Origin of the sequence: Kribbella jejuensis (assembly GCF_006715085.1) — a bacterium.
GTDB lineage: Bacteria > Actinomycetota > Actinomycetes > Propionibacteriales > Kribbellaceae > Kribbella > Kribbella jejuensis.
On record NZ_VFMM01000001.1, the window covers coordinates 2,274,384 to 2,297,070 of the forward strand.

A 22,687-nucleotide genomic window follows, 5' to 3' on the forward strand; every position below is an offset into this window, starting at 1 on the left:
CTGCCAGGTCAGCGAGCTTCCGGCACTCCCGTGTCCAGCCTGTAGAGCGCGCTTTAGCCTAAGCGCATGGACACCGCGGCGTTCTTGCGACGGATCGGGCTCAGCGGGTACGACGGCCCGCCGCGGCTGGAGGCGTTGACGCAGCTGCACGAGGCGTTCGTGGACCAGGTGCCCTACGAGACTGTGCAGTACCAGCTGACGCCCGGCGGTCCGATCGACCCGGAGGAGGTGGCGAAGCGGATCGTCGCGCGCGAAGCCGGCGGGTACTGCTTCCAGCTGAACGGCTCGTTCGCGCTGCTGCTCACCCAGCTCGGGTACCGCGTCGCGATGCATCGCGGCGGCGTACAGACGGTCAACCGCCCCGGCGACATCGACGGCAGCCACCTGGTGCTGACCGTCACCGGCCTGGCCGAGGACCCCGATCGCGTGTGGCTGGTCGACGCCGGCTTGGGCGACGGTCTCCGCCAGCCCATGCCGCTGGAGACCGGTGAAGCCGAGCAGTACCCGTTCACGCTGCGTCTGCGCCGGTCCGAGAAGACCGACGGTTGGCGGCTCGACCACGATCCGCGCGCGAACCTGATCGGCATGGACTTCGAGTCGGCCCCGGTCACGCTCGACGCGTTCGCCGCGAAGCACGCGGAGCTGTCCGCGGACCCGTCGTCCCCGTTCGTACGCCTCGCCTCAGCGTTCCGCCGGACGCCGAAATCGGTCGTCGTACTGCGCTCGATCGGCCTGACCGAGACGTACGCCGACCGCGTCGACAACCAACTGCTCGACACACCCGCCGACTACTTCACCGCACTCGCAGACATCTTCCGGCTCCCCCTCCCGCACTACACCGCGGCCGACCGAGACACCCTGTGGCGCCGCGTGTGGTCCCAGTACGAGGCATTCAGGTCGCAAGCGCGAACATGACGCTTGGGAGGACCGAGAGTACGGCGGTTAGCGCGGCGCACAGGGTGAGCATGGTGACGGCGGGGGTCTCGATGTCGACGGAGAACGGGTTGTCCGCGGGTAGCCGGAACAGTTCGGTGATCCAGCGGAGGTAGACGGCCAGGCCGATCATCACGTTGAGCGCCATCACGATCGCCAGCCAGCCGAGGTGCGCGTCAATGACGGCCTGGAACGCGGCGAACTTGGTGAACAACCCGGCGAGCCCCGGCGGCAGGCCGGCCAGAACCACCAGGAAGAAGATCAGCGCGGCAGCGAGACCAGGCTCCGAGCGGACCATGCCGCGGTAGTCGGTGAGCAACCCGCCGGGACGATGCCGCTGCACGACAGCGACCGCCCCGAAGGCGCCGAGCGTCACCACGACGTACGCCGCCAAGTACCCGACGACGGCCTGCGCGTCGCCGACCGCCAGCGGGGCGAGGAGGAACCCGACCTGACCGATCGACGACCACGCGAGCAGCCGGACCGCCTCGACCTGACGCAGTGCCGCAAGGTTGCCCACTGTCATCGTCACGGCCGCCAGGATCGCCACCGCCGTCCGCAACTCCGAGCCAGCCGGCGCGATCCCGGACGTCACGACGACGAGCAGCCCGCCGACGCCCGCTGACTTCGACACGACCGCGAGGAACGTGGTGACCTCGACCGGCGCTCCGACGTACGTGTCCGGCAGCCAGGCGTGGAACGGTACCGCCGCGATCTTGAACGCGAACCCGACGATCACGAACAACCCGGCCGCGAACGCCACCCGGGCCCGGTCCGGATCGAGGTCGCTCAGCCGGTTCGCGATCGTGGACAGGTACAGCGAGCCGGTCACGCCGTACAGGTAGGAGACGCCGAACAGCATCACCGCGGTCGACAGCACCGAGACCAGGAACGCCTTCAACGCGCCCTCGGAGCCGCGCCGGTCGTGCCGCAGCCCGACCATCGCGAACGTCGGCAGCGACACCACCTCGAGCGCGATCACCAGCGTGGCCAGGTCCCGCGCGCCGGCGAGCACCGTCGCGCCGGTCAGCGCACTGAGCAGCAGGAAGTGGTACTCCCCGATCGGTACGTCCTTGGCCAGCAGGTTGTACGACGACAGCCCGACGACGCCGAGCGCGCCGACCAGCAGCACCGCCCACAGCCCGGCTGTCAACGGCTCGAACACGAGGCTGCACTGCGCGGGCCCTTCGACGGCCGGCCGGCAGAACCCGGGCTTGAAGTCGTCCCGCTGCGCCCAGACGAACACGATCCCGAACAGGATCACCGCACTCGTCAGCGAGGTGACGACGATGTGCCGCAGTTCGGCCGGCGCGCTCTTCCAGAAGCTGTCGATCAGCAGTACGGCGATCGCGCCGATCGCCAGCACCAGCGGCACCGCGACCGCCTGCCAGTCCGTCCACGACAGCGTCATAGGAACATCCACTCGTTCAGGAGCGTGAACGGCCAGAGGCCGAGGAACACCGTCAGCACGGCCAGTGGGCCGAAGGTGACGAGCTCGATCCGGCTGAGGTCGACGGCGAACGCGGTCGGCGGGTACTCGGCGGGATCGCCCTGGCACAGGTTCCGGATCAGCCGGAGGAAGTACGCGGCGGTGAGGACGGCGCCCAGCCCGGCGATCACCATCAGCACGACGAAGGTTGTCCGTGGCAACCAATCGGCGGGGTGGTACGCGCCGAGCAGGATCAGCATCTCGCCCCAGAAACCGGCCAGCCCGGGCAGCCCGAGCGACGCGAGGCAGGCGTACGTGAGCAGGCCGCCGATCCGCGGCAGCCGGGCGTACAGCGCGCGGCCGAGCGCCCGCAGGTCGCTGGTGTCGTGCCGGTCCTTGATCGCACCGGCCAGGAAGAACAGCAGGCCGGTGATGACGCCGTGCGCGATGTTCGCGTACAGCGCGCCGTTCAGCCCCTCCGGCGACATCGTCGCGATACCGAGTCCGATGAACCCCATGTGCCCGACGCTCGAGTACGCGATCAGGCGCTTCACGTCGGTCTGCGCCAGGCAGGCCAGCGATCCGGCGATGATCGCCACCACCGAGAAGCCCGCCAGGTACGGCGCGATCGTGGCCGTCGCCCCGGGCAGGATCGGCAGCAGGATCCGGATCATGCCGTAGCTGCCCAGCTTCAGCAGCACGCCCGCGAGCAGCACCGACCCGACCGTCGGCGCCTTCGCGTGCGCGTCCGGCAGCCAGATGTGCAACGGCCAGAGCGGCATCTTCACCGCCAGCCCGACGGCGATCAATACGGCCGCTGCGAGCGCGATCCCGTGTCCGCCGCGCAGCGGATGCTCGCCGAGCTGCAGTACGTCGAACGTCCCGGTCTGCCGGTGGATCAGCAGGAACCCGAGCAGCATCAGTGCGGACCCGAACACCGTCATCAGCACGAACGTGTTCGCGGCCCGCCGGCGCCCGGGCCGGTCGTGGTGGTCGCCCCAGATGTCGATCACGAGCCACATCGGGATCAGTACGACCTCGAAGAACACGAAGAACAGCACGAGGTCCGCGGCCGCGAAGGTGCCGATCACGCCGGTCTCGATGACCAGCAGCAGGGCGATCAGTGAGCGGACGCGGCCGATGCGCGGCGTGATCTTCAGTGAGTACAGGCAGCAGAGCAGGACGAGCAGCGCGGTCAGTGTGATCAGCGGCATCGAGATGCTGTCGACCGCGACGTGGAACCGCACGTCGAGCTGCGGGATCCAGGACACGTCGGTCTGGGCGTACGGCAACAACTTGCCGGGCAGGGTGCGCGGCGGCAGACCGTAGGAGACTTCGGCCCGGGTCACACATGGGCAATGTGGACGGCGCATGTCCCACCACAGGACCAGCGAGCCGACGAGAACCAGCCCGGAGACTGCCGACCCGACGATTGCCGCGACCCGCTCGCCGACAACCACCGGCAACGACCACAGCACGACGGCGGTCAGCGCCGGCACCGCCAGCAGGGCGATCAGCAACGCCTGGCTCACGAGCCGATCACCCCCGCGAGGATCGCCAGCGCCACCACGCCGACCACGGCCGCGGTCAGGTACGTCTGCACGTTGCCCGTCTGCAGCTTCCGGAACCCGGCCGACGCGAGTACGCCGGCCCGTCCGGTCGCGCGCACGTATGCCCCGATCACGTCCTGATCCCCACCCACGGTCAAGCGGGCCAGCCACCGCACCGGGACGACGAACAACCGCTGGTACGCCGGATCGACGCCGTACTCCCGCTCGAACAGCACCGGCCGCGGGTCAGCGCCGCGGCTCCACAGCGAGTACGCCGGGAGCGCGCCGAGCACCGCGAGCACCGTCGTGATCAACGCGATCTGCCACTTGAGGTGCACGCCGTCGGTGTAGCCCAGCCCGATGGCGGCGATCGTCAGCAGGAGCATCGGCGCGAGCATCACCCACGATCCCTCGCGCAGCTTGCGGGCGTCCGGTTCGTCCAGGTCCGCCATCGGGTCGTCGTCCTCGAACGCGCCGACGGCTCCGGCGAGGGCCGGCGTACGGAAGAAGATCCACAACCACATCCGCACGCAGTAGAACGCGGTCATCATCGCGGTCAGGCCGACCGACACCAGCACGATCCAGCCGACCACCGAGCCGTCCCGCGCCCTCTCCCAGGCCGCCTCGACGACGGAGTCCTTCGAGAAGAACCCGGCGAAGCCCGGTACGCCGGCCAGCGCCGCGAGGCCGATCGTCATCGTCACGAACGTCCACGGCAGCCGCTTGCGCAGCGCACCGCGGCGCGAATACCGGCGGAGCACGACGAAGGCGGCGCTGCCGACCTGATGCAGCAGGACGCCCGCGCAAAGAAACAGCAGGCCCTTGAAAGCGGCGTGCGTCAGCAGATGGAAGAGCGCCGCGTGCCGGCCGTCGCGCGTGCCGAGCGAGAGCCCGGAGAACATGATGGCCAACTGGCTCACCGTCGACCACGCGAGCACCCGCTTCACCTCGACGGCCGCCATCGCGCACGACGCCGCGAACAGCATCGTCACGCAGGCGATCACCGCGAGCACGGTCAGCGTGGTCTCGGCCTTGACGAACAGGTCGAACAACCGGGCGATCAGGAAGACGCCCGCGGCAACCATCGTGGCCGCGTGGATCAGCGCGCTGACCGGACTCGGACCGGGCATCGCGTCCGGCAGCCAGGTCTGCAGCGGCACCTGCGCCGACTTGCCGACCACGCCGACGAGCAGCAACAGTGTGCCGATCGTCAACGTGTGCGACTGGATCGGGCCGCTGCCCAGGTCGGAGATCCGGAACGTGTGATACCCGACGCCGAGGACGAAGATGCCGAACAGGAACCCGACGTCGGCGAGCCTGGTGATCAGGAACGCCTTCATCGCGCCGGCCCGGGCGTCGCGACGCTCCCAGTAGTGACCGATCAGCAGGTACGAGCAGGCGCCCATCACCTCCCAGCCGATCAGCAGCACGAAAAGGTTGTCCGAGATCACCACCGTCACCATCGCGGCGGTGAACAGCGTGACGAGCGCCGTGTACGACGCGACGCGCTCGCGGACGTAGCCGATCGAGTACACCTGGACGCAGGCCGAGACGACCCCGACCACCGCGAGCATCAGGACAGTCAGGCCGTCGGTGCGGAACTCGTACGAGAACCAGAACTCCTGGCCGATCATGATGCCGCCGGCCTTGGTCGTCCCCGGCGTCACGCCGTGCAGCAGGGCCGCGGCGAGCACGACCAGCAACGAGAAGCCGACGCCGACGACCCGCCAGGCGGTGGCGATCACGAGGCCTCCTCGCGCTCGAGCAGGTCGCGGGCGGCGTCCGCGTCGACGTGGCCCTGGCTGCGGAACAGCAGCAGCACGATCGCCAGCCCGAGGCCGATCTCGGCGGCGGCGAGCGTGATCACGAAGACCGCGAGGGTCTGGCCGGTCGACTCGTCCACGCGCCAGGCGTCGAAGGCGACCAGGTTCAGGTTGACGGCGTTCAGCATCAGCTCGAACGACATCAGGATCGTGATCACGTTCCGCCGGGCGAGGACGCCGTACACCCCGAGGCAGAACAGCACCACCGCCAGCAGCAGCGGCAGAATCAGCGGCATGTCAGTCCTCCTTCCCCGAGGAGGACACTGTGTCAGACCGCTCCGACAATTTCCTTTGGGACAAGGCGATCGCGCCGATCAGGGCGGCGAGCAGCAGTACGGAAAGGACTTCGAACGGAAGCACCCAGTTCTTGAAGACCTGGGTCCCGACCGCGGTTGCCGATCCGCCGTGCACGGGCTTGATCTTGTCGTTGCCGAAGGCAAGCACAATGCCGAGGCCGAGGATCACCGCGAGCACAGCGGCGACAACAGCGGCGAACGGGCTGCGGCCGGTGGTCAGCTCCGGCAGCGGATTGGTCGGTGCCTTGGTCAACATCAGCGCGAACAGCACCAGTACGACGATGGCGCCGACGTACACCAGGATCTGCACCAGCGCGACGAACTCGGCGTGCAGCGCGCCGAAACAGCCGGCCACCGCGCCGAGCGCGACCACCAGCCAGAGCGCGGCGTGCACGATCCGGCGGGAGGTGACGACGAGGACTGCGGCAGCGACCGCCACCAGGCCGGCGACGGAGAACAGGACCGTTGTCACTCGGCGTCCTCTGATTCCCCCGCAGCCGGTCCCGGGTCGATCGCCTGGGGCGCCGGGACGGTCCACATCCAGTCGCGGAGGCGGTCCTTCTCGTGGGTCAGGTTCCGGATGTCGGTCTCGGCGTACTCGAACTCTGGCGACCAGAACAGCGCGTCGAACGGGCAGGCCTCGATGCAGATCCCGCAGTACATACAGAGGCTGAAGTCGATCGCGAACCGGTCCAGCACGTTCCGGCTGCGCTCGCGGGCCTGCTCACCGACCGACGGCGCGGTCTCGGTGTGCGAGTCGATGTAGATGCACCAGCTCGGGCACTCGCGCGCGCACAGCATGCAGGAGGTGCAGTTCTCCTCCAGCAGCGCGATCACACCGCGGCTGCGCGGCGGCAGCTCCGGCTGCACGTCCGGATACTGCTCGGTGACGGAGCGCCGGGCCAGCGTCCGCGCAGTGACCTTCAGCCCCTCCACCAGCCCCTTACCAGGCAGCCCCACACTCCACCTCCCGTCGGTTAACAGGACACTAGCCGATCGGTACCCCTTACAGCTCACGTTCCAACTTGGCGGCGACCTGGCGGTAACGGCTGACCGGTATCAGGTGAACTCCCTCGAAGGCGCCGGAGTCACGGATCTTCAGGATCTGGTCGCAGGCGTGGTCGACGCCGGCGTCGCGGTCCTTGTCGACGACCTCCACCAGCGCGTCCGGGATCTTCAGTTGGGACAGCCCAGCGAGGTTGCGGGCCATCTGGGTGGACGCGAGCACCATCACCCCGGCGTACACCGGGATGTCGAGCCGGACCGACTCCCGCCAGCGGAGCAGCTCGTCGAGGTCGTAGCTGACCTGGACGTACAGGAAGTCGGCCTCGGCCTTCCAGCGCGGGACCGGCCGCAGCCGGGTCGCGGCGCCGACCTTGAACGGGTTGCAGCCCGGGTACGTCGTCTCGCGGGTCTGCTCGATCATCCGCCGGACCGTCAGCTGGCTGGTCCGCGCACCCTCGGCCGGATCGTCGCCGTGCACGAACAGGAACTGCTCGACGCCGTACGCCGCCGCGGTCAGCAGGTCGCGCCGGAACCCGAGCAGGTTCCGGTCCCGCGAGTTCAGGCAGGCGATGCCGCGGGCGCCCATCAGCTGCACCTCGTTCGCGACCGCGACGCTGGACACCGTCGCCCGGCCGATGTGGTTGTCGGGGATCAGGAACCCGTCGGCGACCGCGCTGAGCACCCCGATCTGGTGCCGGACCTTCTTCAGGTCGGGACGGGTCGGCGGCTCCACTTCGCAGATCAACTCGAATCCGGACACGGCTCGGACCCTACAGAAAAGTCCGGCTACCGGATCCGGGTTCTCAAGAAATCGCGTTCCGCCTGGTTGGTGCTGTGCGTCAGGGCGGTCGCGTACGCCGCCTGCGCCTCGGCGTCGCGGCCCAGCTGGGCGAGCAGGTCGGCGCGGATCGCGTGGAAGAGGTAGTAGCTGTCGAGGGACAGCTCGTCGACGATCGCGAGCGCGGCGGCCGGCCCTTCCACCTCGGCGACAACGACCGCTCGGTTGAGCGCGACGATCGGCGTCGGGTCGATGGCCAGCAGGTGGTCGTACAGCTGCAGGATCTGCCGCCAATCAGTGTCCTCGGCGTTCGCAGCGTCCGCGTGGACGGCGTTGATCGCGGCCTGCAGCTGGTACGGACCAGGCTGATTCCTGCGCAGACACTTCCGGACGAGCTCATGCCCTTCGGCGATCAGCGCGCGGTCCCACAGGCCGCGGTCCTGGTCGCGGAGCCGGATCAGCGTGCCGTCGGGCGCGACCCGGGCCGGTCGGCGGGACTGCTGCAGCAGCATCAGCGCGAGCAGGCCGGCCGCCTCGGGTTCGTCCGGCATCAGGTCGACAAGGAGCCGGCCCAGGCGGATGGCCTCGGTCGCGAGCTCGTCGCGCACCAGCGTCTCGCCGGACGAGGCGGCGTACCCCTCGTTGAAGATCAGGTAGACGACCGCGAGGACGCCACGGACGCGCTCGGGCAGATCCGCCTCGGACGGCACCCGGTACGGGATGCCCGCGGCCCTGATCTTGGCCTTCGCCCGCACCAGCCGCTGCGCCATCGTCGGCTCCGGGACCAGGAACGCGCGGGCGATCTCGGCCGTGGTCAGCCCGCCGAGCATCCGCAGCGTGAGCGCGACACGGACGTTCAGCGCGAGCGCCGGGTGGCAGCAGGTGAAGATGAGTCGCAGACGGTCGTCGCGCACAACACCCTCCTCCACCGGTTCGGCCTGGGCCTGCAGCAACGCCGCCTGGGCATGTTTGTCTGCCCGCGCCGCCTCCCGGCGCAGGCGGTCGATCGCACGGTTCCGCGCGGTCGTGATGATCCAGCCGGCCGGACTCGGCGGTACGCCGCTGTCCGGCCACTTCTGCACCGCGGCTGTGAACGCGTCCTGGACGGCGTCCTCCGCGATCTCGAGGTCCCCGAACACCCGGGTGAGCACGGCGACGGCGCGCCCGTGCTCGGCCCGGAAGATCGCCGCGAGGTCAGCTGTCACGACTGCGAGGGCCTGACCTCTACCGGCAGGCCGAGGATCGTGGTGAGGCGGCGTCCCCAGTGCAGCGCGGCGTCCAGGTCCTCGACCCGGATCACGATGAAGCCGCCGAGGTGTTCCTTGCCCTCGGTGAACGGACCGTCGGTGACCAAGACCTCGTCGCCCTTCGCCCGCAGCACGGTCGCGGTCTCGGGCGGGTGCATGCCGGCGTCGAACACCCAGACCCCGGCGGATCTGAGCTCCGCGTTCAGGACCGCGAGGTCGCGCATGATCGGATCCAGGATCTCCGGCGGGGGCGGCGGGCCGTCGGGCTGGTAGATGCTGAGCACGTACTGGTTCATCGTTCCTCCTTCTCGTCCCCTACACGAACGCCCTCACCCTGGATCGACAGGTAGCGTGACGGGTTGGGGAAGAAGCTCCTCCCCAACCCCTCAGAACGCGATGACGCCGATGCCGGTGAGGGCGAGCTGCAGGAGCGCGACCGGGACGAGGCCCTGCCAGGCGAGCTTCTGCAGTTGGTCGGCGCGCATGCGCGGGAACGATACGCGGACCCAGATCACCACGACGGATACCAGAGCGACCTTCAGCAGAGTCCAGATCCAGCCGATCGACTCCGGCCCGGGACCGCTCCAGCCGCCCAGGAACAGCACGGTGGTGAGGCCCGCGAGTACGACGATGCCGGCGTACTCGGCGAGCAGGAACATCGCGAAGCGGAGCCCGGTGTACTCCGTGTACGGGCCGAAGATCACCTCCGAGTCCGCGACCGGCATGTCGAACGGCGGCCGCTGCAGCTCGGCGAGACCGGCGATGAAGAACACGATCATGCCGGGCAGCTGCCACAGCAACCACCATGGGTTCCAGGCGTGGGCGATCCCGGTCAGGCTCAACGACCCGGCCGCCACCGCGACGCTCGCCGCTGACAGTACGAACGGCAGCTCGTAGCTCATCAGCTGCGCCGCCACCCGGAGCCCGCCGAGCAGGCTGTACTTGTTGCCGCTGCCCCAGCCCGCCATCAGCGAACCGAGTACGCCGATGCTCGTCACCGCGAGCACGAAGAACAGGCCCGAGTCGAGGTCCGCGCCGACCAGGCCGGGCGCGAGCGGGATCGCGGACAGCGCGGCGAGGTACGGCAGGATCGCGACGATCGGCGCCCACTCGAAGACGCGCTTGTCCGCGGCGGCCGGGACCACGCTCTCCTTCTGCACGAACTTCACGCCGTCCGCGACCAGCTGCGCCCAGCCGTGGAACCCGCCGGCGTACATCGGGCCGAGCCGTGACTGCATGTGCGCCATCACCTTGTGCTCGGCCTGCCCGACCAGCAAGGGCGCCACCAGGAAGGCGACCAGTACGCCCACCACCCGCACCACGAACTCAAGCATGTACGTCAGCCTAGTGGTTCCGGCTTGACCTCAACCGGCGTTCAGGTCCGAGGCTGGGTCGCATGCGAACAATCCTTGTCACCGGAGCCACCGGTCGCGTCGGTCGTCACGTCGTCGACGGACTGCTTGCGGCGGGCGCCTCCGTTCGAGCCCTCGTCCGTACGCCGGAACGCGCCGGCCTCCCGTCCGGCGTCGAGCTGGTCCAGGGCGATCTCAACGATCCGGGCGCCGTACGACGTGCCGCGGAAGACGTCGACGCGGCTTTCCTGCTCTGGCCGTCGTTCAGCGCCGACGGTGCCGCGGCCGTGATCGACGAACTGCCGCGGCGGGTCGTCTACCTGTCCTCGTTGAGCGCGCCGGCGGGTGGCGTCTGGGGTGACGTCGAGAAGCTGCTGCAGGACAAGGACTGGACCTTCGTCCGGCCGAGCGGGTTCGCCGTCAACGCGCAGAACTGGGCAGCTGATTTCCGGACCGGCGACGTGGTCCGGGTCCCGTCCCCCGCGGCGGGCCGCTCGCTGATCCACGAACGCGACATCGCCGCGGTCGCCGTACTCACGCTCCTCGACGACCACCACATCGGCCGGACCTACGAGATCACCGGCCCGGAGGTGCTCACCCAGACCGAACAGATCCAGACCATCGCGAGAGCCATCGGCAAGCCGATGCGCGTCGAAGCCCTGTCCGACGCAGCCGCCCGCCAGGCAATGCTCGACCTCGGCGCCGACCCCATCCTCGCCGAAACCTCAGTCGCCTACTGGTCCTCCCTCGTCAACAACCCCGAACCAGTCACCACCACGGTTGCCGAGCTGACCGGCCAACCCGCCCGCACCTTCGCCGAATGGGCCACGGAGCACGCCACCGAGTTCCGCCCACCAACCACAGCCGATGTCGCCCAGGCTCAGGGTTGAACGAGGGGGAGTTGGAGCCAGCCGCCTACGTCTTGGCGGCCGGATTTCAGGGCGGCGGTGCGGGCGCCGTGGTTGGCGGCGTGGATGGTGCCGATCAGGACGCGGGTGGGGTCGGGGAGGGACTGGGCGAGTAGGGCGCTCAGGTGGCGGCCGTAGCCGTGGCCTCGGTGTTCGGGGGCCAGGACCAGTTCGCGGACGACGTAGGCCGAGAGGCCCAGGGCGTCGTCGGGTTTGATGGTCGCGGCGGCGTAGCCGGCCCACTCGCCGTTGACGGTGACGTCGAACAGCAGGCCGTCGTCCGCGGATTCCTGCAGGTCGTCGAGGTCCTGGAGAGTGGCTTCCTCGACGTGGTGCGGGTGGTCGGCGTCGACGGCGGCGTATGCGCGGCGTGCGTCGTCGTAGTGGTCGACTTTCTTCGCCGGGCGGAGCGCGAGGCCGGGCGGTACGTCGTACGGCTGCAGCTCGCTGATCGGTGCGCCGAGGAACCGGCGGTCCGGGGTGGTGCCGTCGACGCCGGCGTCCGCGGTCCAGAGGCGGACGTACAGCGGGTGGTGGATGCCGTAGTACTCGCGTGCCGCGGCGGCGATCGCGGGCAGGTCGGGCGGTTCCGGCGAGCGCGTCATCGGGGTCGCGTCGACGAACGGCCTGGCCAGGTTCATGTTCTCGAACCGGATGCTGAACATCACGCCAAGATCGTTGCCAACAGCAACCCAACGGTTGAGCATCGACCCGGCCGGCTTGCCCGGTGCGAGCCGGGCCGCCCGCAGCGCCGCGACGTCGAGGTCCTCGGCGAGCAGGATGTCCAGCGCGGCATGCTCCTCGGCCAGGATCGCGAGCCGGCGCGCGTCGTCCACCCAGGTACGCGTCAGCGGGTGCTGCCGCTCCAACGTCCACCCAGCCAGCTGTTCAGCAGTAGGAATCACAGCCGATCAGCCTACGACTCGTCCGCCCTGTCGGGCGGCGGGTCGCCCTGAGGAGGGCCTGACGGCCCCGCACCGGACGCGGGCGGCTCCGGTGGCGGGGTGGCCCGCGGCGCCGGCTGGTCCGGCTCAGGTGCGGACGGTGCGGCGTCCGCGGGAGTCTGGCGGCGGGTGCGGCGTTCGCCGGAGGCGGGCGTGCGGCGTGGGCGGGCTGGGGTGGAGGCCGCCTCGGCGGGCGCCAGTGGGTCGGGGTCGGGCGAACCTGGTGGGCGAGGCCCCCAGGTTTCGGGGTCGGGTACGCCCGGTGGAAGCGTGCGGCGGCGGCTCGGCGCGCCGGCGGGCGCGTGGTCGGATTCGCCGGGTTCCTTCGCGCCGGGCCACGGCTTGGCGACCCGGGAGGCGAGGACGAACTCCTTGCGCAGCGGGTGCCCCTCGAACTCCTCCGGCAGCAGCAGCGTGGTCAGATTCGGATGCCCGTCGAAGCCGATCCCGAACATCTCGTGCGTCTCGCGTTCGTGCCAGTTCGCCCCGGCGTACACATCGGTCAGTGTCGGCAGTACGGCGTTGTCGCGCGGCACCAGCGTCCGCACCAGGACGTGCTCGACGTGCGCACCGCCCCAGAAGTCCGCGAGATGCGACACCACCCGGAACCCGTCCTTGAGCTCGTCCGACGCGCTCAGGAAGTCGAAGAACGTCAACCCGACCGCGTCCCGCAGTACCTCGTGCGCCGCCACCCAGGACTCCGGCGGTACGTCGACCGCCGCCGGGCCGAAGCTGTCCGCCTCGGTGGCCGCGATCCCGGCGCCGGTCAGCGCCTGCAGCGCGTCCGAACTCAAGGCTGCACCAGGCCCCGCGTCAACGCGCCCACCGACGGCTCGTCGTACCGGCTCGCGACGGTCTCGCCGGCGATCTTCTCCTGCAGTTTGAGGATGCCCTGCAGCAGCGCCTCCGGTCGCGGCGGGCAGCCCGGTACGTACACATCGACGGGAATGATCTGGTCGACGCCCTTCGTCACGCAGTACGAGTCCCAGTACGGGCCGCCGGAGTTCGAGCAGGAGCCGAACGAGATCACATACTTCGGCTCGGGCATCTGGTCGTACAGCCGCTTGATCGCGGGCGCCATCTTGTCGGTGACGGTGCCGGACACCACCATCAGGTCCGCCTGCCGCGGTCCGGGCGCGAACGGGATCACGCCGAGCCGGATGAAGTCGTGCCGGCCCATCGACGCGGCGATGAACTCGATCGCGCAGCAGGCCAGACCGAAGTTGAACACCCAGAGCGAGTACTTCCGGCCCCAGTTCAGCAGGTACCGCACGGGCTCCGGCGCGAGCCGTGCCAGCGCACCCACCTCCGGCCGCACGGTCGGCATCCCCAGCTCGGTTTCGGCCATGTGGCCAGCCTATAACTCGTTGACCGCCCACGACCCGCGTCCTACCGTCGTTTTGAACAGGACTGGACAGGTCCTTCGAAGGAGCCGAGATGACCGATCAGGTCGAGGTGCAGCAGACCCGCGCGCTGTCCGTCGAGAGCAACGGGCTGAACGTGATCGCGGACGCGGACCGCAAGGGCCGACCGAGCCAGTTGTTCTGGCCGTGGTTCGGGGCCAACGTATCCGTTCTCGGCCTGAGCTACGGCGCGTTCGCGCTCGGGTTCGGCATCTCGTTCTGGCAGGCGGTGATCGCCGGGCTGATCGGAGTGGTGTTCTCGTTTCTGCTCTGCGGGCTGATCGCGCTGGCCGGAAAACGTGGCTCGGCGCCGACCATGGTGCTCAGCCGGGCCGCGTTCGGGGTCCGCGGCAACAAGCTTCCGTCGCTGATCTCCTGGCTGCTGACGGTCGGCTGGGAGACCGTGCTGACGATCCTCGCGACGCTGGCGACGGCCACCGTCTTCGAACGCCTCGGCTGGGGCGGTGGCGCGCTGACCAAGGTGATCGCGCTGATCGTGGTCGGCCTGCTGACGGTGGCCTGCGGCGTACTCGGGTTCGATCTGATCATGCGGGCGCAGACCGTGATCACGATCGTCACCGGCGTACTGACCGTCGTGTACCTGGTCCTGGTCGCCGACCAGCTGCACTGGACGACGGTTTCGTCGATTCCGAACGGCTCCACGCAGGCGGTGATCGGCGCGCTCGTGTTCCTGATGACGGGTTTCGGGCTGGGCTGGGTGAACGCCGCCGCGGACTACTCGCGGTACCTGCCGCGCCGGTCGTCCAGTGCGGGCGTGGTCGGCTGGACGACGTTCGGCGGATCGGTCGCCCCGGTCGTACTGCTGGTGTTCGGTCTGCTGCTCGCCGGCTCGTCGGAGGACCTCAGCAAGGCGATCGGTGCCGACCCGATCGGGGCGCTGGCGGCGCAGTTGCCCACCTGGTTCCTGGTGCCGTTCGTGGTCGTCGCGGTGCTCGGGCTGGTCGGTGGCGCCGTGCTCGACATCTACTCGTCCGGGCTCGCGCTGCTGTCGCTCGGGCTGCCGGTGAAGCGGTACGTCGCGGCGTTCGTCGACGGCGTGGTGATGATCGCGGGGACGATCTACGTCGTGTTCTACGGCGGGAAGTTCCTCGGGCAGTTCCAGGGGTTCCTGATCACGCTCGGCGTACCGATCGCCGCATGGTGCGGGATCATGCTGGCCGACATCGCCGCGCGCCGGCGCGACTACGCCGAGGACGACCTCTACCGGCCGGAAGGACGCTACGGCGACATCCGGTGGCTGCCGGTGCTGACCGTGCTCGTTGCCACCGGCATCGGGTGGGGCCTGGTGACGAACACGCTGGCGTCCTGGCTGACCTGGCAGGGGTACCTGCTCGGCGCGGTCGGGCTCGGCGGGAAGAGCGGGTCCTGGGCGTACGCGAACCTCGGTGTACTCGTGGCGCTGGTGCTCGGGTTCGTCGTGCAGTGGTTCGGCGGGCGGCCCGCCGTACGGCGTCAGGAGGCGTGACCGGTGCTGGCACTGATCGATCTGCAGCGGATCTTCGCGGACCCGTCGTCGGGCTGGGCGACACCTGACTTCCGGCGGGTGGTGGATCCGGTACGGGAGCTGATCAAGCTGTTCTCGCCTGACGTGGTGTTCACGCGGTTCATCGCGCCGGAGAAGCCCGCGGGCGCGTGGACCGGGTACTACGAGGCCTTCCCGTTCGCCCTGCAGCCCGCTGATGCCGAGGACTACCAGTTGGTGGACGAGTTCAAGGGCGCTCCAACGCTGGACAAGACCACGTTCGGTGCCTGGGGCCCCGAATTGGCGGCACGGGTCGACGACCGGCTGGTGCTGGCCGGGGTGGCGACGGACTGTTGTGTGATCAGTACGGCGCTGGCCGCGGTCGACGCCGGCGTCCAGGTGCAGGTGGTCGAGGAGGCGTGCGCCGGGTCGACCGCGGAGAACCATGCGAAGGCGATCGACGTGATGCGGCTGTACGCGCCGATGCTGGAGATTGTGAGCGTGGAGCAGTTGCGATGATCCGCCTGAAGCACGAGCGGATTGCGCGGGTACTGGCCCGGGAGATCAAGTCGGGCGCCGTCCGGCCCGGGTCACAGTTGCCCGGCGAGGTGGAACTGGCGAAGCGGTTCTCGGTCAGCCGGAACACGGTTCGCGCCGCTCTCGCCGTACTCGCCGAGGACGACCTGATCGCGACGCGGACCGGCAAGGGGTCGTACGTCCTGTTCGACGGGCGGCCCTTGGACGGGCGCCTCGGCTGGACCCACGCCCTGTCCGAGCAGGGCGTCGAGACCCGGATGCGCACGGTCCGGATCGAGCTCGAGGACGACGCCGACCTGGCCGCGCGCTTCGACCTCGGATCGCCGTCGTTCGTGGTGATCGAGCGCGTCCGGCAGCTCACCGACGGTACGTCGATCTCGCTCGAGCGCAGCCGGATCCCGGCCCTCGACACCCTGCGCGACCTGTCCGAACGCGGTCTCGACAACGGCTCGATCAGCGTCACCCTGAACCGGGCGGGCCTCTACCTCGACCACTGCGAACAACGCCTCCGCGGCCGCCCCCTCACCCCGGTCGAGGCCGGCCACCTGAATCGCCCGGCCGGCACCTGGTTCCTGCACACCACCCGGACCAGCTGGACCGCCACCGACCAGTTCGCCGAACACGCCGACGAACTCCTCGACCCCACCCACTACGAACTGAGCCTGTCCTACAACAGCTGAACCGGTCCCTAAGGGGGTAGTTGCCGGGGGCATAGGGAGTTGTGCTGATGTGGCGGGTCTCCTCAGGGGCGGACTGTGTTCTCACGAGCGAGAAGCAGTCGGAGGAAATCATGTTCGTTTACTCGACCGCCGCGGTTCAGGCGGAGATGAAGTACCGCCAGGAGCGGATCCGCCGCGACTTCCAGCGTCCCGTGTGGTTCCGCAAGCGGCTGCCGCAGCCCCCGCCGCCCTGTGCGCCCGAGCTGCGGGCCCGGCCGGCGATGTGACCGCACGTTCACCGCCGTACCAGACCCCTCCCCCCGGCGCGGCCGGCTCGTCGTGAGCCGGCCGCGCCCCTGTCGTTTCAGGAGCACTAGGACCCCCTGAGACCGCCTAAGTGGCACCAGGGCGCAGGGATAGGGAGGAGTTCCGATGTGCGGGTCCACCTCAGACGCGCAGATTAGTGGTTGCCGGCAGCGAGCCGGCGCAGACAACGGAGGAACACATGTTCAGCAACGCATCGGTCAAGGCAGAGGTCGACTACCGCAGGGAGCGCCTCAGCCGTGACTTCCGGCAGCACCGGGAGTCCCGCGGCCGCCGGACCATCAGCCACCTGTTCGGCCGGAAAGCCTGAGAGGAGGAACCGACCATGATCAACATGCCACTGACCCCGGACTCCGTACGAGCCGAGACCGCGTACCGGCTGGAGCGCGCCAAGCGTGACTACCGGGCCGCGAACCGCCGCAAGCGGACCGCGAAGGAGACCGAGCGCCCCGAGGCGCGGCCCGCCCTTCGACCCCGTCCGGTCGCATGACCGCCGGAACCGCCGTCCCTGATCGAGCAGCACAGATCAGGGACGGCTTTTCTGTCGCCGGTTCCGCGACTGGAAGAACTCACACAACGGGATGCCGTCGATTTGTGTCGGCGCCAGGGGCGAAGATGGACGACGTGCCCTGGAATTCGACACCTCTCGTCGGCCGCTCGTCCGAGATGGCCGCCCTGCTCAGCGCCGTGGACGACGCCAAGACGCGCCGCGCCGGTGCCGTGCTGCTGTCCGGCGACGCCGGCGTCGGCAAGACCCGGATGCTCGACGAGGTCGCGACCGGTGCGCACGAGCGCGGTTTCGGAGTACTGGTCGGGCACTGCACCGACTTCGGCGACGCCGGCCTGCCGTACCAGCCGTTCTCGGAGATCTTCGGCCGGCTGGCCGGCGACCGCCCCGACCTGGTCGAGGGCGTGCTGCGGAACTTCCCCGCGATCGGCCGCCTGCTGCCCGCGCACCGCCTGCTCGGCGCCCAGCCCGCGCCGCAGGAGGCCCAGCTCGACCGGGCCGCGCTGTTCGACGCGGTCCTCGGCGCGTTCACCGCACTCTCGACCAGCGAGCCGCAGTTGGTGATCATCGAGGACGCGCACTGGGCCGACGACTCGACCCGGGACCTGATCGGTTTCCTGATCACCCGGCTGACCTCGCAGCGCCTCGCGCTCGTGGTGTCGTACCGCAGCGACGACCTGCACCGCCGGCACCCGCTACGCCGCCCGATCGCCGAGTGGTCCCGCAACCCCCGGGTCGGCCGGGTCAACCTGCTGCCCCTCGACGCCGAGGAGTCCCGCACGCTGCTGCACTCGCTGCTGCGCGCTCCGCTGCCTCCGATGGAGGAGCGGCGGATCCTGGAGCGGGCCGGCGGCAACGCGTTCTTCACCGAGGAGCTCGCGGCCGCGGCGTCGATGGGCGACAACGACGGCGTACCGCCCGACCTGGCGGATCTGCTGCTCGTCCGCCTCGACCCGCTGTCCGACGACGCCCGCCAGGTCGCCCGGGTGATCGCGGTCGCCGGTCACCGCGTTCCGCACACGCTGCTCACCGCGGTCGCCGACCTCCCGGACCGCGAGCTCGACGAGGCCCTGCGCGAGCTGATCGACGCCCACATCATCGACATCCCCACCACCGATCGGTACTACTTCCGCCACGCCCTGCTGGCCGAGGCTGTGTACGACGACCTGCTGCCAGGCGAGCGCGTCCGCCTGCACGCGGCGTACGTGAAGGCCCTCAAGGACCAGACCGTGGCCGGTACGGCGGCCGAGCTCGCGGGGCATGCCACCCGGTCGCACAACCTGCCGGTCGCGTTCGAGGCCCGGGTCCGAGCAGGTGAGGAGGCGATCTCGGTCGCCGCGCCGCAGGACGCGCTCAAGCACTACGAGCTGGCGCTGGAGCTGTTCCCGAACCGGGCGCCTGACAGCGCGATCGACAAGACCTGGCTGATCGTCCAGACCGCGACCGCCGCGACCCTGTCGTCGCAGCACCTGCGCGCGGTGAAGATCCTGCGCAAGGCGCTGGCCGATCTTCCGCCCGATGCGCCGAAGCTCGAGCGGGCGCAGCTACTCCTCCCGCTGGCCGACATCGCGCTGGTGATCGACCAGGACCAGGAGTCCCACGAGGCCGTGTCGCAGGCGCTGAAGCTGGTCAACGACGAGCCGGCCAGCGTGTTCAAGGCGCAGGTCGCTTCGCTGTACGCGCGGGTCTCCGACGCGCTCGGCCGCCCGATGGAGGCCGAACGGTGGGCGCACAAGGCGCTCGAGATCGCCCGGGACGCCGGTCAGGAGTCCGCCGCCAGCGACGCCGGGATCACCCTCGCCCAACTGCGGCGCCGCGCCGGCGATCCGGAGACGGCGGTGAAGCAGCTCGAGGAGGCCGCCGTCCGGGCGCAGCTCACCGGGGACCCGGCCGCCGAGGTGCGCAGCCGGTTCCTGCTCGGCTCCACGCGCTACGAGCAGGGCGACCTGCTCAACGCGAAGGCCGCGCTGTCGTTCGCGACCAAGCGGGCCGGGGAGCTCGGGCGGCAGTGGGCGGCGTACGGGTTCGACGCGCGCCGGATGCTGGCGCTGACCCAGTTCATGCTCGGTGAGTGGGACGAGGCGTCGGCGACCGCGCGGACGGACTCGATGACGCCGGCCGCGGCCGCGGCGGCACTCCGGGCGGTGGAGTTCTCGGTCCGCAGCGGGCGCGGTGACACCGCGGTCGCGGAGGAGTTCGAGATGTCCCGCAAGTGGTGGGACCTGGACATCATGCTGCCGATCATCGGGCTGCAGCCGGCCGTGGACGCGTACCGGATGCTCGACAAGCCGGCCGAGGCGGAGAAGCTGATCGCCGACGTCTCCACGCTGTGTGCCGACCTGTTCCAGACCGAGTGGTTCCTCGGGCGGATCCGGTTCGCAACGCTCGGGCTACAGCTGTTGTGCCACCGCGCGGTCGGCGAGCCGTCGGCAGCGGCGGACCTGGCCGAGCGCGGGGCCGAGCTGCTGTCGATCGGTCAGGCGACCGCGGAGAAGGGGCTGCCGCCGGGGCGGTTGATGGGCGTCGAGGGGCTGGCCTGGCTGGCGCGGCTGGAGTCGGAGTGGGATCGGTTGCGGTGGCTGGCCGGGATCGACGCGCCGACGCCGGAGGACCATGTCGCGTCGTGGCAGCGCACGGCCGACGCGTTCGGGTACGGGTACGTCTTCGAGCAGGCGTGGTCCCGGGTGCGGCTGTCGGACGCGCTGCGTGCGGCAGGGCGGGTCGCGGAGGCGAACGAGCAGTCCGCGTTGGCGGCCGAGGTCGGGCGCGAGCTGAATGCGCGGCCGTTGCTCGAGGAGGCCGGTGGCGGGGACGCGCACGGTGCGAGTGCGCTGACGTCGCGCGAGACCGAAGTACTGCGGTTGCTCGCCGAGGGCCGGACCAACCGGCAGTTGGCGCGCGAGCTGTACATCAGCGAGAAGACCGTCAGCGTGCACGTGTCGAACATCCTCGCCAAGCTCGGTGTCCGCTCGCGGACCGAAGCAGCCGCGGTGGCCAGGCGCGACGGGCTGCTCACCGAGGACTAGGGCGTGTCTGGTCCTAGCCGTGGCGGCGTTTGGGTTCGGCGTCCAGGTGCCGGGCCCGGGCCCGAGCCAGTTCGTCAGGCTCGGGCTCGCGGCGTGGCGCGGGGCGGCTGACTCCGGTGATGTCGTCGAAGACCTTGCGGGCGTGCCGCATCCGCGCTGCGGCCAACAACACCAACCCGGCCGCAGCGAGGGTGATCAATACCCACAGTTGCCACGACATAGCCTCACCACCACGTGCTCGCCCCGTTCCCCCGAGTAATCACCATAACCCCGAACCCAGCGCTTGGCGACCGGCTGTACGCAATCCGTTAAGAACGGCGCTTGAAACTCCCGTTTGTTGCCCCACGCAAGCACAAACGGTGACCAGGGCAACGGAAATTGAAGGGACTTTCAGTTACTCCGGGGAGTGAGCCGCCGGCCGCTCAACAGACACGTAGCGCGACGGTCCGCCGTATGCTCGGGCAGGTGTTGGTGCTGTCAGCTGAGGATGTCCGTAACGCCGTTCCGATGAGTACGGCGATCGACGCTGTCCGGGACTCGTTCCGGGAGCTGGCGGCCGGGAACTTCGTGCTGCCGCCGCGGCAGATCTTCGGCGACGGCGCGGTGCTGGTGATGTCGGCGTACCACTCCCCGACCGGGACTGCGGTGGTGAAGAAGATCGGCATCGCGCTCGACCAGGTGCCGGCGATCCGCGCGACCGTGATCTGGACCGGCGCCGGCGAGCAGCTCGTTGCGGACGGCGGCTCGATCACGACGCTGCGGACCGGCGCGGTCGTCGGCGTCGCCACCGACCTGCTCGCGCGCGCGGACGCGATCCGGCTGACTGTGATCGGAACCGGCGCCCAGGCCCCCGACCAGGTCCGCGCGGTCCTCGCCGTCCGCCCGATCACCGACGTCACCATCACCGGCCGTTCCCTCGACCGGGCCACCGCCTTGGCTCGGGCCCTCGCGGCGGAGTTCCCAGAGGTCCGCTTCACGCCGACCACGGACGTCGAAGCCTCGATCGCCACCACGAACATCATCTGCTGCGCCACCTCGTCAAGCACCCCACTCTTCGAAGCCGACGCCCTCCCGGTAGAGGTTCATATCAACGCCATCGGCGCCTTCCGCCCCACCATGCGGGAACTCCCGCGCGCCCTCTTCACCACCAGCACGGTCGTGGTCGACCAACGCGAAGCCGCGCTCGAGGAATCCGGCGAAGTCATCGACGCCGTCGAATCCGGCACCCTCGACAGCCTGATCGAACTTGGCCCAGCCCTCTCCGACCCACCAGCTCCGACCGCCCGAACCGTCTTCAAATCAGTAGGCATCGGCTGCCAGGACTGGGCCATCGCCGCCGCGCTTGCCGGAATTCGCTGCTAAGTCCAGCGCAGAACGCCTTTGCGGTAGGCGTACAGCAGGCCGACCGCGACGAAGGCGAGGAACACGAACATCTCGATCAGGGTGGCGAAGCCGAGGGTGTTGAAGATGGTGGCCCACGGGAAGAGGTAGATCGCGTCGACGGCGAAGATCACGTAGAGGTACGCGAACAGGTAGTACCGGATGTGGACCTGGGCCCAGCCCTCGCCGACCGGGTCGACGCCGGACTCGTACGTCTTGAGCTTGCCCTCGGTCGGATAGGTGACGGTCAGCGCCTTGTTCAGCGCGAACGCGCCGATCAGCCCGACCAGGCCGAGCGCGACCACCGCGGCGACGACGCCATAGCTGTCCGACACGAGACCACTCTAGTTCGTGCAGAGCAGCAGGGAGTCGATCGAGACGTACGGGCCGTAGCCCGAGCGGATGTCGTCCACCTGGAGCCGGAGCCTCGTCACGCCGGTGATGTCGGAGTTCAGCCAGCCCTCGGTCTCCTGCCGCATCCGGACCGAGGCGATCGCCTTGACCTCGCTGCGCAGCGATACCCGGACCAGCCCGTCGGTCAGGTTCCCCAGCCAGTTCCGCGAGTACCGGCAACCGGTCGAGTCGACCTCGCCCCACACGTACCCGCCCTGGTTCGCGAGCAGGTCCGCCTCCGCGCGCCGCGGCCCTTCGTTCGGCGGTACGACGTTGAACTGCGGCTGACCCGCTCCACCGACGGACAGCACGCCCTTCTTGAACATGCCCCGCCACACGTAGTGCTTGAAGCTGATCGTCGGCGAGAGCGCAGCGGCGTACGGCGCCTGCGCACCGACCGCGATCCGGTACGTCCGGATCGACCCGGGCTGGACCGTGGTGATCGTCACGCTGGTGCCCTTGGAGTAGCCGTGCGCGATTTCCTGCCAGCGCTTCAGCGACGGGATCCACTGGTGCAGCGGGATCCGCGTCCCGTTCGCGGGCGCCGGCGTCAGCGTGCCGACGACGGTGATCACGCCCTTGGTCGCGTCCGTCGTACGGATGCTGGAGATCTGCACCGTGCGCACCGGCGACGGGACCGCGGACGCACTCGGGACCACGCAGCCGAGGAACAGCACGACAAGCAGTCCGGTCAGTAGTCGGCGCATCG

25 protein-coding genes and 1 pseudogene are annotated in these 22,687 nt (G+C 69.7%); 10 read left to right on the forward strand and 16 right to left on the reverse strand.

Annotation, left to right across the window (positions count from 1 at the left end; translation table 11 throughout):
- The first annotated feature begins 66 nt into the window (after positions 1-66).
- Positions 67-915, forward strand: a complete 849-nt coding sequence (locus tag FB475_RS11165; protein WP_141855058.1) for an arylamine N-acetyltransferase family protein — start codon at positions 67-69, stop codon at positions 913-915.
- Here FB475_RS11165 and FB475_RS11170 read toward each other — a convergent pair.
- From FB475_RS11170 to FB475_RS11215, 10 genes and pseudogenes are all read right to left on the reverse strand, one after another.
- Positions 893-2,344, reverse strand: coding sequence for an NADH-quinone oxidoreductase subunit N (locus tag FB475_RS11170; protein ID WP_141855060.1), 1,452 nt, complete (start codon positions 2,342-2,344; stop codon positions 893-895). The genes FB475_RS11165 and FB475_RS11170 overlap by 23 nt on opposite strands.
- Positions 2,341-3,894 carry a complex I subunit 4 family protein gene (locus tag FB475_RS11175; RefSeq protein WP_141855062.1) on the reverse strand — a complete coding sequence of 518 codons (1,554 nt, stop codon included), beginning with the start codon at positions 3,892-3,894 and terminating at the stop codon, positions 2,341-2,343. Before FB475_RS11175 ends, FB475_RS11170 begins: the two co-directional genes overlap by 4 nt.
- The gene (locus FB475_RS11180) at positions 3,891-5,657 is read right to left on the reverse strand and encodes an NADH-quinone oxidoreductase subunit 5 family protein (protein WP_141855064.1); all 1,767 of its coding nucleotides are present in this window, start codon (positions 5,655-5,657) and stop codon (positions 3,891-3,893) included. Before FB475_RS11180 ends, FB475_RS11175 begins: the two co-directional genes overlap by 4 nt.
- Entirely contained in the window at positions 5,654-5,971 is a 318-nt protein-coding gene (nuoK, locus tag FB475_RS11185) for an NADH-quinone oxidoreductase subunit NuoK (protein WP_141855066.1), read from the reverse strand. The genes FB475_RS11180 and nuoK overlap by 4 nt, the downstream gene beginning before the upstream one ends.
- A gap of 1 nt (position 5,972) precedes the next feature.
- Complete coding sequence (locus FB475_RS11190; protein ID WP_141855068.1) at positions 5,973-6,503, reverse strand: NADH-quinone oxidoreductase subunit J family protein; 531 nt, start codon at positions 6,501-6,503, stop codon at positions 5,973-5,975.
- Between the two features lie 137 nt (positions 6,504-6,640).
- Positions 6,641-6,832: pseudogene (locus FB475_RS37520) on the reverse strand (4Fe-4S binding protein); the annotation flags it as partial.
- Positions 6,833-7,037: 205 nt separating this feature from the next.
- Positions 7,038-7,796, reverse strand: coding sequence for a methylenetetrahydrofolate reductase (locus FB475_RS11200; protein ID WP_141855072.1), 759 nt, complete (start codon positions 7,794-7,796; stop codon positions 7,038-7,040).
- 26 nt (positions 7,797-7,822) lie between these two features.
- Complete coding sequence (locus FB475_RS11205; protein WP_141855074.1) at positions 7,823-9,019, reverse strand: RNA polymerase sigma factor; 1,197 nt, start codon at positions 9,017-9,019, stop codon at positions 7,823-7,825.
- The gene (locus FB475_RS11210) at positions 9,016-9,357 is read right to left on the reverse strand and encodes a YciI family protein (RefSeq protein WP_141855076.1); all 342 of its coding nucleotides are present in this window, start codon (positions 9,355-9,357) and stop codon (positions 9,016-9,018) included. The genes FB475_RS11205 and FB475_RS11210 overlap by 4 nt, the downstream gene beginning before the upstream one ends.
- Before the next feature lie 90 nt (positions 9,358-9,447).
- Positions 9,448-10,395 (reverse strand): complex I subunit 1/NuoH family protein, encoded by a 948-nt coding sequence (locus FB475_RS11215; protein WP_238332085.1) that lies wholly within the window; start codon positions 10,393-10,395, stop codon positions 9,448-9,450.
- Positions 10,396-10,457: 62 nt separating this feature from the next.
- On the opposite strand from FB475_RS11215, the gene FB475_RS11220 reads away from it, so the two are divergent.
- Positions 10,458-11,303: an SDR family oxidoreductase gene (locus tag FB475_RS11220; protein ID WP_141855080.1), complete on the forward strand. Its 846-nt coding sequence runs from the start codon at positions 10,458-10,460 to the stop codon at positions 11,301-11,303.
- Here FB475_RS11220 and FB475_RS11225 read toward each other — a convergent pair.
- The 3 genes from FB475_RS11225 to FB475_RS11235 are packed head-to-tail and all read right to left on the reverse strand — an operon-like array spanning position 11,294 to position 13,613.
- Positions 11,294-12,226, reverse strand: coding sequence for a GNAT family N-acetyltransferase (locus FB475_RS11225; protein WP_238332086.1), 933 nt, complete (start codon positions 12,224-12,226; stop codon positions 11,294-11,296). The genes FB475_RS11220 and FB475_RS11225 overlap by 10 nt on opposite strands.
- An 11-nt stretch (positions 12,227-12,237) precedes the next feature.
- On the reverse strand, positions 12,238-13,059 hold the full coding sequence (locus FB475_RS11230; RefSeq protein WP_141855081.1) for an NADH-quinone oxidoreductase subunit C: 822 nt from the start codon (positions 13,057-13,059) through the stop codon (positions 12,238-12,240).
- Complete coding sequence (locus FB475_RS11235) at positions 13,056-13,613, reverse strand: NADH-quinone oxidoreductase subunit B (protein ID WP_141855083.1); 558 nt, start codon at positions 13,611-13,613, stop codon at positions 13,056-13,058. The genes FB475_RS11230 and FB475_RS11235 overlap by 4 nt, the downstream gene beginning before the upstream one ends.
- Before the next feature lie 89 nt (positions 13,614-13,702).
- Here FB475_RS11235 and FB475_RS11240 point away from each other — a divergent pair, with 89 nt between their 5' ends.
- From FB475_RS11240 to FB475_RS38095, 7 genes are all read left to right on the forward strand, one after another.
- Positions 13,703-15,154: a purine-cytosine permease family protein gene (locus FB475_RS11240; protein WP_185759199.1), complete on the forward strand. Its 1,452-nt coding sequence runs from the start codon at positions 13,703-13,705 to the stop codon at positions 15,152-15,154.
- Positions 15,155-15,157: 3 nt separating this feature from the next.
- On the forward strand, positions 15,158-15,670 hold the full coding sequence (locus FB475_RS11245; RefSeq protein ID WP_141855085.1) for a cysteine hydrolase family protein: 513 nt from the start codon (positions 15,158-15,160) through the stop codon (positions 15,668-15,670).
- Positions 15,667-16,368, forward strand: a complete 702-nt coding sequence (locus tag FB475_RS11250; RefSeq protein ID WP_141855087.1) for a GntR family transcriptional regulator — start codon at positions 15,667-15,669, stop codon at positions 16,366-16,368. The genes FB475_RS11245 and FB475_RS11250 overlap by 4 nt, the downstream gene beginning before the upstream one ends.
- Before the next feature lie 110 nt (positions 16,369-16,478).
- The gene (locus FB475_RS36710) at positions 16,479-16,634 is read left to right on the forward strand and encodes a hypothetical protein (RefSeq protein WP_185759201.1); all 156 of its coding nucleotides are present in this window, start codon (positions 16,479-16,481) and stop codon (positions 16,632-16,634) included.
- Positions 16,635-16,852: 218 nt separating this feature from the next.
- The gene (locus FB475_RS38090) at positions 16,853-16,981 is read left to right on the forward strand and encodes a hypothetical protein (RefSeq protein WP_272952064.1); all 129 of its coding nucleotides are present in this window, start codon (positions 16,853-16,855) and stop codon (positions 16,979-16,981) included.
- Positions 16,982-16,996: 15 nt separating this feature from the next.
- The gene (locus FB475_RS36715; protein ID WP_185759203.1) at positions 16,997-17,161 is read left to right on the forward strand and encodes a hypothetical protein; all 165 of its coding nucleotides are present in this window, start codon (positions 16,997-16,999) and stop codon (positions 17,159-17,161) included.
- Between the two features lie 125 nt (positions 17,162-17,286).
- The gene (locus tag FB475_RS38095; RefSeq protein WP_141855088.1) at positions 17,287-20,205 is read left to right on the forward strand and encodes a helix-turn-helix transcriptional regulator; all 2,919 of its coding nucleotides are present in this window, start codon (positions 17,287-17,289) and stop codon (positions 20,203-20,205) included.
- Between the two features lie 13 nt (positions 20,206-20,218).
- On the opposite strand, the gene FB475_RS11260 is transcribed toward FB475_RS38095, so the two are convergent.
- On the reverse strand, positions 20,219-20,425 hold the full coding sequence (locus tag FB475_RS11260; RefSeq protein WP_141855091.1) for a hypothetical protein: 207 nt from the start codon (positions 20,423-20,425) through the stop codon (positions 20,219-20,221).
- Between the two features lie 233 nt (positions 20,426-20,658).
- Here FB475_RS11260 and FB475_RS11265 point away from each other — a divergent pair, with 233 nt between their 5' ends.
- Positions 20,659-21,567: an ornithine cyclodeaminase family protein gene (locus FB475_RS11265; protein WP_185759205.1), complete on the forward strand. Its 909-nt coding sequence runs from the start codon at positions 20,659-20,661 to the stop codon at positions 21,565-21,567.
- On the opposite strand, the gene FB475_RS11270 is transcribed toward FB475_RS11265, so the two are convergent.
- Both FB475_RS11270 and FB475_RS11275 read right to left on the reverse strand, forming a co-directional pair.
- Entirely contained in the window at positions 21,564-21,920 is a 357-nt protein-coding gene (locus FB475_RS11270; RefSeq protein WP_141855095.1) for an NADH-quinone oxidoreductase subunit A, read from the reverse strand. The two genes, FB475_RS11265 and FB475_RS11270, sit on opposite strands and share 4 nt — an antisense overlap.
- Positions 21,921-21,929: 9 nt before the next feature.
- Complete coding sequence (locus tag FB475_RS11275; protein WP_141855097.1) at positions 21,930-22,685, reverse strand: hypothetical protein; 756 nt, start codon at positions 22,683-22,685, stop codon at positions 21,930-21,932.
- Positions 22,686-22,687: the final 2 nt, after the last annotated feature.